This is a genomic window from Paenibacillus darwinianus (assembly GCF_000598065.1).
GTDB classification, from domain to species: Bacteria; Bacillota; Bacilli; order Paenibacillales; family Paenibacillaceae; genus Paenibacillus_I; species Paenibacillus_I darwinianus.
Window position 1 is genome coordinate 1 of record NZ_KK082168.1, and the last position, 8677, is coordinate 8677.

The window sequence follows — 8677 nt, forward strand, 5'->3', positions numbered from 1 at the left end:
GTACGGACGGGATAAGCGCTGAAAGCATCTAAGCGTGAAGCCCCCCTCAAGATGAGATTTCCCAATCCGTAAGACCCCTGGTAGACGACCAGGTTGATAGGTTCGGGGTGGAAGCGCAGCAATGCGTGCAGCTGACGAATACTAATCGGTCGAGGGCTTATCCTAAGATACCCCAAAAGTGACGATATGCTTCGTAGCGTATGCCGATTACTTTTCGGGGGCCCCGAATGAGGGGAGTAAGAACAGGCAATCAGCTCACTTTACATTCGCATCCGGTTTTCAACGTGCAATGGCAAACGCACGATAAAGAAACCGCTGAATGACGCTGCAGGCTGCAGCGCCGCTCAGCGGTTTTTTGCCGTTTCGGATTCAATTCCGGATTTAGGATTATTGAAACAATATAATGGGGAGACGCAATACGATCCGCCATCGCGAGGAACGGCCGTTGTGGAGACCGTGCCCGTTTAATTCTCTTTTCCTTACTGGAATCAACGTGCCGACGAAGGTGAAACAATTGCAAGGATTGTTGCCCTGCCCCTGTGGCCTTCTCGCGTTAATCGGTAGGGCTGACTTCGTCCAGTCGAACAGACCGCCTGCCGTTCATAATGGCCACTTAACATGGACATCGATATTTTACTGCCAGTTGACATATTAATCTATTTGACGCGATTATTATTGCAACTTAATATAAAGAGTATGTAAACTTAAGGCGCAGCATTGCTACTAATTCACTTTAACGGATAAAAGCGTTAAACGGCTGCCGGTTGCGTCCAGTTGAGAGGAGCAGATAAGCATGAAAAAATTCACTTGGTTGGCGCTTGTACTTGCCGCTGTCCTGATCATCTCCGCATGCGGCGCGGGCAAAGGCAATACTGATTCTGGAAATGCAGCGGGGAACGGAAACGCCTCCGGCAACAAGAATACCGAAAGCGGGTCGGATAATGGGGGGAATGCGGACCAAAAGCAATACAAGATCGGCATCTCCCAGATCGCTGAGCATCCGTCGCTTGATGCGACGCGCGAAGGTTTCCTAGCTGCGCTGAAGGATGCAGGTATCGAAGTGGGTAAAAATCTTGAAGTCGATTTAAACAACGCTCAAGGCGATCCCACGAATAACCTGTCCATCGCCCAGAAACTGGCCGGTGCGGACAATGATCTGATTCTGGCAATTGCAACACCGTCTGCGATGGCGGTAGCTGAGGAGGAGCAGGAGACGCCGACGCTGTTCGCAGCGGTTACCGATCCTCTAGCAGCCAAACTCGTCGATAATCTGGATAAGCCAGGCGCCAATATTTCGGGCGCTTCTGATACGAACCCGGAGGCGATCACCAGACTGATGAATTTCATCGCAGCCAACTTCCCTGACGTGAAGTCGGTTGGTCTGGTTATCAATGAAGGGGAGCCCAATGCCGTTGTGATGGCCGACATAGCGGAAGAAGCGCTTAAAGCGAACGGCATTGAACTGGTCAGAGCCGCCGTCACCAATACCTCGGAGGTTCAACAGGCGGCTGAATCGCTGGTTGGCCGTGTGGATGCCTTATACATCACGCTTGACAATATGGTGGTAAGCGCAATCGACACATTGATCGAAATCGCCAATGAGGAGAAGCTCCCGCTCTTCTCCAGCGACCGCGATACGGTCGAGCGGGGAGCCTTTGCAACGGTGGGATTTAAGTACTACGACCATGGCTATCAAGTCGGCCAGATGGCGGTCGATATATTGAAGAACGGTGCGAAGCCCGGCGATATGAAAGTAACCGTACCCGATAAGCTGGACTTTATTTTGAATCTAAAGGCGGCACAGGATATGGGAATCGAAGTTACGGACGCTATGAAAAAAGAGGTAGCAGATCAGGAGCAAAATCTGATTCAGCCTTAACGACGCAAATGCACGGGGGTGAACGTCCTTTCGTTCACCCCTTCTATTCTTTTGGGGATTCATTTAGGAGGTTTATCCGTATGTTGAACGCAATTATCGGATCGGTGGAGCTCGGCCTTTTGTATGCCATCATGGCTCTCGGCGTGTATATTACGTACCGCATCCTCGATTTTCCCGATCTGACCGTGGACGGCAGCTTCGTTACAGGCGGCGCGATCGCCGCCGTGATGATCACGGGAGGATACTCGCCGTGGCTGGCTGGCGTTGCGGCATTCGCCGGCGGGCTTGCAGCGGGCTTTTGCACCGGTTTGCTGCACACGAAAGGAAAAATCAACGGGCTGCTTTCAGGCATCCTGATGATGATCGCCTTGTATTCCATCAATTTGCGGATCATGGGCAAACCAAATCTGTCGCTGCGTGGCTTTGACGTTCCATTTTTTGATATTTCGTCCGATTGGGTGCGCATCGGTCTTATCGCAGCGGGAGTCATTCTGATCAAATTGATGCTGGACGGTTTTCTGCGGACCGATCTTGGCTTGGCATTGCGGGCTACGGGCGATAACGCGCGGATGATTCGCAGTTTCGGCTCCCACACGGATACGACGAAAATTGTCGGGGTTGGCTTGTCAAACGGGCTTGTCGCTTTGTCGGGCGCGCTGATTACGCAATACCAGAACTTTGCGGACATTTCAAGCGGAATCGGGATGATTGTGATCGGGCTCGCTTCGGTCATTATCGGGGAAGCGCTGCTAGGCGCCCGCACCGTATTCTGGGCGACCCTGGCGGCGGTTGTTGGAGCGGTGGTTTATCGGATCGTCGTGGCGCTTGCGCTGCGCGCGGATTGGTTCGAAGCCTCGGATTTGAAGGTCATAACCGCCGCAATCGTCATTCTGGCTCTGGTCATTCCTTCAGCCCAGCGCTCGTGGAGACAAAAGCAGCTGGCGAAGCGCCGCACGGCTCAGCTGTCTGAGCGGACGCCGCAGCAGCCGGAGGGAGGTGGCAAGCATGCTTGAACTGAAACAGGTTTCCAAGCTGTTTTTTCCCGGTACGCCTGACGAAAAAATCGCCTTGATGAATATCGACCTTGTGCTGCAGCCAGGTGATTTCGTTACGGTGATCGGAAGCAACGGGGCCGGAAAGTCAACGCTGATGAACGTGATTTCGGGTGTGATGACGCCGGATGCGGGCGAGGTGCGCATCGACGGGGACATCGTGCACCAGCTCCCCGAATACCGCCGCAGCCGCTGGGTGGGGCGTGTATTTCAGGACCCGATGGCGGGAACGGCCCCGAACATGACGATTGAAGAAAATCTGGCCATGGCCTATTCACGGGGCAAATTTCGCGGTTTGGGCTTCGGCGTTACGCGCGCAAGACGGGCTTTATTTCAGGAGCAGCTTACAAAGCTGGGCCTTGGGCTTGAGAATCGGCCGAGGGCTAAGGTGGGCCAGCTATCGGGCGGGGAGCGCCAGGCACTCAGCCTGCTGATGGCAACTTTTACGAAGCCGCAAATTTTGTTGCTTGACGAGCATACCGCAGCGCTTGATCCGGCAAGGGCGGAATCAATTACGCGCCTGACCGAGAGCATCGTGCGGGAGATGAAGCTGACGACGTTAATGGTTACCCATAATATGGAGCAGGCGATTCGCCTCGGCAACCGTCTGATCATGATGGATAAAGGGCGGATCATTCTCGACGTGAACGAGCAGAAGAAGAAAGATCTCACCGTCGAGCAGCTGCTTCGCGAATTCGAACAAATCAGCGGCCATAAAATGGCCGATGACCGGGTCGTGTTCGGTTGACGTTTCAGAACGGAAAAAGGCTTCCCTTACAGCGCAATCTGCTGTGCGGGAGGCCTTTTTCGCGTGAAGGAGCCTGTCAGGGTTGAGTCATAAGCAGCTTGAAGCCGGTGAACAGTCATACGGAGGAGGCGAAAAGGACGGAAAGCCCGAGCGCCGCGGCGAGACTGTGAACGATGTTGCCGAGACTTAGCCCGAATGCGGTCGTCACGCCCGCCCGTCTGCCGTTCGTGACGCCTTTCCTTCAGATATGGGGATGGGCGGAACGATTTCGGAGGAAGAGCATACGATGTAAGCAGTCGCCTCTGTGAAGGGAGTTCCGACATGTATAAATCGCTTGTTCTGATTCTTGTGCTGTTCGTGCTGCTCGTCGTGCTGCTGTTGGCCGTGCTGCTGCCATAGATTCTCAGGTCTGGAGGGTCGCTGTGCGATCCTCCAATTCTTTTTGATCAGAGAGACAATTGTACACGGCTTCGGCGTTCCTGTAAAATGGAAGTGTATTTGCGTTTGTCCGGCAGTAGACCCGATCGGCACCGGACCGGCGTCACGATAACTTCTACTACCGGGAGGTTTGAGGCAATGGAAATACGCACCAACGATATGCAGATGATAGGCGCGATCCGTCGTAGTCTCGAGAATTGTATTCTCGGAAAATCGGACGAGATCGAACGGCTTCTCGCCGCACTGCTCGCCGGCGGTCATGTATTGCTCGAGGACGTGCCCGGCACAGGCAAGACCCAGCTCGTGAAGGCGCTCGCCAGAGCGGTCGGCGGACAATTTCGACGCATCCAGTGCAATCCGGATTTATTGCCTACCGATATAACCGGCGTTTCCATCTATCATCCGAAGGAAGAAGCTTTTATTTTTCGTCCCGGCCCGATTATGGCCAATATTCTGCTTGCCGACGAGATTAATAGAGCGACGACCAAAACGCAATCCGCGCTGCTCGAAGCGATGGAAGAGCGGCATGTGACCGTGGACGGGATTTCCCATCCGCTGCCGTCGCCTTTTATACTGTTCGCCACCCAGAACCCGATTGAATTCGAGGGTACCTACTTGCTTCCGGAGGCACAACTTGACCGTTTCATGATGAGGCTTACGCTCGGTTACCCGGACGATGCGACCGAGAAACGGATGGTGCTTAACAGCCGTTCCGATCAAGCCTATGCCGATGTGGAGCAGGTCGCGGAGATCGGCGATATCGCGCGGATTCAGGAACGGGTGAGGGCGGTTCACGTCGACGAGGCGGTTGCCGATTATCTGGTTCGCATCATCAGGGCGACTCGCGAGCATCACAGCGTACAGCTTGGTGCCAGTCCGCGGGCTTCGATCTCCCTAATGGCCGCCGCCAAAGCGCACGCCTATCTGAGTGAGCGCGATTATGTCATACCGGATGATATTAAGCGGCTGGCTGGCCAGGTGCTCTCCCACCGTATTCTGCTTCATATGGAGGCCCGCATGAATGGGGAGACTTCCGAGGATCTCGTAGGACGGCTTGTGCAGGAAGTCTCAGTTCCGGTTCGATTGGAGCGTTGAGGATGGAAACCGCCAGAATCATGCAGCTTCGTTGGCGCCTGACGGGCATCGTATACGTGGGCTGCTCGCTTTTTCTGTTGTTCCAAGGCGGTAAAACGTCCTTCATGCTTTTCAGCATTCTAAACGTCCTCATCATCTATTTGGTCCTGGGCAAGCGGAGCGGGATCGGCTTCGTGAAAGGGACGCGACAGCTGGCCGGCATCGGTGGCGTAAGCGACAACGTGGTGGCGGCGGGCTCCCGGCTCGATGTCAAGGTCGAGCTGAAAATTCCCGGCATCTGGCCGATGCCCTATGTGGTTGTACAGGATCGTCTTTTGCGGCGGGGAGGACAAAGCATGCAGTTCGAGGTGTCGTTTATCCCCGATATCCGGCGGAGCGGACGTGTCGAATATTCGACGCCTCCGCTGCAAAGGGGCCGTTACGCATTTCTTGAAACCGAATGCGTAACGAGAGATATTTTCGGCTTGTTCGAGCATACGGGCCGCTTTGAATCGCCCTCGGCCTTCACCGTGCTTCCCCAGACCGTCCCGATTCGCGCATGGAGCCAGCATCAGCGGGGCTTGAAGGGCCCGTATTCGCATGCGGCATCGTCCCTCTCCGCGAAGGAAACGACGCAGATTAACGGGGTAAGGGAATATTTGTACGGAGACCGGCTGTCCCGCGTCCATTGGAACGCCACGGCCAAAACCGGAGAGTGGAAGTCCAAGGAATTCGATCGCGAGTCGGTTCCCCGCACGGTCGTCGTCCTGGACAGGTGCGGTGCGGCTTACGCCAATCCGGAACTATTTGAGCTCGCCGTATCGGTAACCGCTTCGCTGCTCGAACACGGACTCCGCCGCGAAACCGCGATGGGGCTGGTGTCGGTGGGCGCGACGGCGGACGGGTTCCAACCGAGGGCAACCGCAGACCAGCGCAAGCTGATCCTGAATCATCTGGTTGACGCGGCGGCCGACGGCTCGACCGGTTTATACCGGTCGCTTCGGCAGGCTTCTCCGCTGCTGTCTCCGGGTTCGTTCGTTGTGCTGGTGACGCCGCATGGCGGCGAGGAGGTCGTCAATTCGATGCAATGGCTTGAGAGGAAAGGGATGATCCCTTCGCTGATTCATTTGCCCGGAGCAGACGATTCGGACCCGGCGGCCGGTTGGCAGAAGCTTCTTCGCGCTAGGGGCTGGCAGACGTTTAACGTACGCCAATTGCAGGAGCTGCCCGGCGCTTTGGAAGGGGGAGGGAGCTGATGGGGGTGCATCAAGGCCGCCGGCTATTCCGGTATTTGACCTCGGATTGGTACGGCAAGCTTGCCTTTCTGTTCTCGGCCATATTGCTGTGGCAATGGTTCGACTCTCTGGAGGGTTACTGGTGGCCCCAAACCTTTGCGATCGTGCACGGTTTGCTGATCGCAGGCGTTCTGATCGAGTGGCTCTTTCCGGGGTCCAGACGGCTTCATCTGGCGCTTCATGTGCTCGCCGTTACGGTCCTCACGATGATACACAGCAATTTCGTCTGGCTGGACACGCCTGACGGGCTGCGTCCCTTGCAGCCATGGGGAGACTGGTTCGCCGCGCTCATCTCCCCCTTGGACCCCTATATTTGGATTTCACTTCCGGTTCTGCTGCTGTTCCTGTTCGCGGGATCTTTCTGCCGGACGCGGTATCAGGTCATATTAATGACGGGGGCAAGCGTGCTTTCGCTCAGTATTCTGGATTCGTTTACCGAAATTTATTTTTGGGACGAGGTGGCCTGGAGCGTATTCGTTGCGCTAGCTTGGCTGGCGGCGGAGCATTTTTACCGGTTTCAGAAAAAACATCCCGAGACTTGGGGGCATATGCTCGAATACCCCGTGAACTTCGCCGTGCCGGTCGTGCTCGTGCTAGTGGTTGTAATGGCCTCTGGTCTGTTCGTGCCGAATATTCAACCGATCCTCAAGGATCCCTATACGATGTGGATGGAATCACGCGGACAATCCGTGCCGTCGTTCGTCGGGAACAAGCTGGAGAGCACGTCGGCCGAGGGGCTGTCCCGGGACAGCCGTTCCGGCTACAGCCGCGAGGACGGCGAGCTGGGAGGGGGCTTCCAGTTCGATTATTCAGAGGTGATGACGGTATCCACAACCCGCCGAAGCTACTGGCGCGGCGAGACGAAGTCGGTCTACACCGGCATGGGCTGGAACGACAGCAGCGCCGAGCGGCGGGAGCCGGCCTTGTCGGGCATCGCTGCGGGAGAGCCTTTGCCTTCCGTGCTGGATAAGACGAACGTCGAAACGGAGGAAGTGCGGCAGACGATCACAATGATCCGGAAGGACCCGTATCCCGTGCTGTTCGGCGCAGCCACGATTCGCTCCGTTGCCGCGATCGGCGGACCGGACAGCGGCGGGGGCATCCCGTCCTCGCTCGCTTGGCTGCAGGATTCAGGCGAGCTGCGATGGCCGCAGTCGGGACGCACGCCCTATCCGGAGGTGTATTCGATTGTGTCGGAGGCGCCGGTGCTCGACGAAACGAAGCTGCGGCAGTCGAAGCCCGTTACGGACGAGGCCATGCTGGCTGCCTATACGCAGCTGCCGGATACCGTCACAAAGCGTATGAGAGATTTGGCGAAGGAGCTGACGAGCGGACAAGCTTCCGAGTATGACAAAGTCAGAGCCATAGAAAGCTATTTGAAACAAAACTTCCCTTATACGAATACGCCGGATCTGAGCAAAAGGAAAAGCGCCGATTTCGTCGATTCCTTCCTGTTCGAGGTCAAGGAAGGGTATTGCGACTACTATTCGACGGCGCTGGCGGTACTGGCGCGCCTATCGGGCATTCCGGCGCGCTGGGTGAAGGGCTATGCGCCCGGCATTCTCCCGCTCGATAATTTTATCGGCAGAGGCATGCCAGAAGAAACCGGGGATCCGAACGGGGGCGGCACCTATACGGTGCGCAACGCCGACGCCCATTCTTGGGTTGAGGTTTACTTCGAGGGCTACGGTTGGATGGAGTTTGAAGCGACGGCGGGCTTCTCTTTTCCTTACAGCATGCCTGCCGAAGCGCCTGCCGCGCCCGAGACGGCTCCGGAAGCCGCAGAGCCGAAGCCAGAGCTGGCTCCGGAAAAGCGCGGATTCTCGATTCCTCTGAGCTGGAGCATCGGGGCGCTTGCCGCGCTGCTGGCGGCAGCCGCTTACTTCGCCCGCAGCGCTGCCGCAGGGATGTGGAGCAAGCTCCGCTTCGGCACGTTGAACGGCAACCAGCGGATCGTCCTGGAGACGGAGAAGCTGGTGCGTTATTGCAAAAAACGGGGATTGGAACGGTTCGACCACGAGACGCTGCGTGAATCGGTTCACCGCTGGGCAGATATCCGCCGCTCGCTTCGGGACGATTTCATGCATGTGCTGAACGTATTCGAGCGTGCGAAGTACAGTGCGTCGCAAGCAACGTCCGAAGAGGCGGAGCGGCTTGCGGTCAAAATCAAGTCGATACGGGAACGGCTCTA

The 8677-nt window shown here is 56.4% G+C and carries 6 protein-coding genes and 1 rRNA gene; all 7 read left to right on the plus strand.

Annotation, left to right across the window (positions count from 1 at the left end):
• Positions 1-165, plus strand: a 23S ribosomal RNA gene (locus tag BG52_RS09395); the annotation flags it as partial.
• A 628-nt stretch (positions 166-793) separates the two neighbouring features.
• Entirely contained in the window at positions 794-1879 is a 1086-nt protein-coding gene (locus BG52_RS09400; RefSeq protein ID WP_036580866.1) for an ABC transporter substrate-binding protein, read from the plus strand.
• Between the two features lie 80 nt (positions 1880-1959).
• Positions 1960-2892 (plus strand): ABC transporter permease, encoded by a 933-nt coding sequence (locus BG52_RS09405; protein ID WP_036580869.1) that lies wholly within the window; start codon positions 1960-1962, stop codon positions 2890-2892.
• Positions 2885-3679, plus strand: coding sequence for an ABC transporter ATP-binding protein (locus BG52_RS09410; protein WP_036580872.1), 795 nt, complete (start codon positions 2885-2887; stop codon positions 3677-3679). Before BG52_RS09405 ends, BG52_RS09410 begins: the two co-directional genes overlap by 8 nt.
• A 576-nt stretch (positions 3680-4255) precedes the next feature.
• Positions 4256-5212, plus strand: coding sequence for an AAA family ATPase (locus tag BG52_RS09415; protein ID WP_036580875.1), 957 nt, complete (start codon positions 4256-4258; stop codon positions 5210-5212).
• A gap of 2 nt (positions 5213-5214) precedes the next feature.
• Positions 5215-6447 carry a DUF58 domain-containing protein gene (locus tag BG52_RS09420; RefSeq protein ID WP_036580878.1) on the plus strand — a complete coding sequence of 411 codons (1233 nt, stop codon included), beginning with the start codon at positions 5215-5217 and terminating at the stop codon, positions 6445-6447.
• Positions 6447-8677: transglutaminase domain-containing protein (locus BG52_RS09425; RefSeq protein ID WP_051602308.1), on the plus strand; the 2231-nt coding region annotated here is incomplete at its 3' end. The genes BG52_RS09420 and BG52_RS09425, both read left to right, overlap by 1 nt.